Source organism: Kitasatospora sp. NPDC004614, from assembly GCF_042873675.1.
In the GTDB taxonomy this organism is placed as follows: domain Bacteria; phylum Actinomycetota; class Actinomycetes; order Streptomycetales; family Streptomycetaceae; genus Kitasatospora.
Genome location: NZ_JBIALR010000041.1, coordinates 1 through 1,299, shown reverse-complemented (window position 1 = coordinate 1,299; position 1,299 = coordinate 1). Strand labels below are relative to the sequence as shown.

The 1,299-nt window shown below is 70.2% G+C and carries 1 protein-coding gene; it reads left to right on the top strand.

Annotated features, from left to right (window positions below):
• Positions 1–45 precede the first annotated feature (45 nt).
• The gene (locus ACFYST_RS36490) at positions 46–1,260 is read left to right on the top strand and encodes an IS30 family transposase (protein WP_387868757.1); all 1,215 of its coding nucleotides are present in this window, start codon (positions 46–48) and stop codon (positions 1,258–1,260) included.
• Positions 1,261–1,299: the final 39 nt, after the last annotated feature.

Here is a 1,299-nt window from a genome sequence, read left to right as displayed (position 1 = left end):
CTTGGGTTCTAGTGGTTGCTGCAACACCCCAGCTCAGGGGACGCGATGACCTTCGAGATCCGCGAGGACCGGAGCCCTCAGGGGCGGCGGAAGCTCTCCGCGGAGCGAGCCGCATACTTCCGGCTCGTGAAGCAAGGTGCGAGCAACGACCAGGCCTGCCGGATCGTCGGGATCAACCCCAAGACCGGCAGGCGCTGGCGCAACGGGCGCAACGCGTCCGGCAGGAACAAGGCGGCGCCGCCGGCCCGGCCGGCGGCGCCGCCCTCCTCGTCGTCCCGGTATCTGAGCGAGGCCGAACGCATTCACCTGGCTGACCGGCTCCGCGAGAAGGCGACAGTCCGGGCGATCGCCGCCGAGCTGGGCCGCAGCCCCTCAACGATCAGCCGGGAGATCCGCCGCAACCGTCACCCCGACAGCGGCCATTACCGCCCGTACGCGGCCCAGGCGCGGGCCGACGCCCGTCGGCCCCGCCCCAAGCCCCGCAAGATCCTGTCGAACCCGGAGCTGCGGGCCGCGGTGCAGGCAATGCTGGACGAGCGGTGGAGTCCGGAGCAGATATGCCACGCTCTGCGGGCACAGTTCCCCGACCGGCCGGAGATGCACGTGGTTCCCGAGACCGTCTACCAGGCGCTCTACGTCCAGGGCCGCGGCCAGCTGCGGCGCGAGCTGGCCGGCGCTTTGCGCAGCGGCCGGGCCCGTCGCAGGCCCCAGCGGCAGGCCAACTGCCGCAAGCCCCGCTTCGCCGACCCGATGATCATGATCAGCGAGCGGCCCGCCGAGGCCGAGGACCGGGCCGTCCCTGGCCACTGGGAGGGCGATCTGATCATCGGCAAGGACCAGAAGTCCGCGATCGGCACCCTGGTCGAGCGCGCGACCCGCTATGTGATGCTGCTGCACTTGCCCGTCGACCACACGGCCGAGACCGTGCGGGACGCCCTGGTGGCCACCGCCCGCACGCTCCCGGTCCAGCTGAAGCGGTCCCTGACCTGGGACCAGGGCAGCGAGATGGCCCGGCACGGTGAGTTCTCGCTCGCCACCGATATCCCGGTCTACTTCTGCGACCCCGCCAGTCCCTGGCAGCGCGGTTCGAACGAGAACACGAACGGCCTGCTGCGGCAGTACTTCCCGAAGGGCACAGACCTGTCGGTCCACACCCCGGAGCACCTGGCCTTCGTCGCCGACCAGCTCAACCGCCGCCCACGCAAAACGCTCGGCTGGGAAACCCCAGCCGAGCGTCTGACTAAACTCCTCGTGGCCTAGACAACCGACCACGTGTTGCAACGATCGCTAGAAACCACC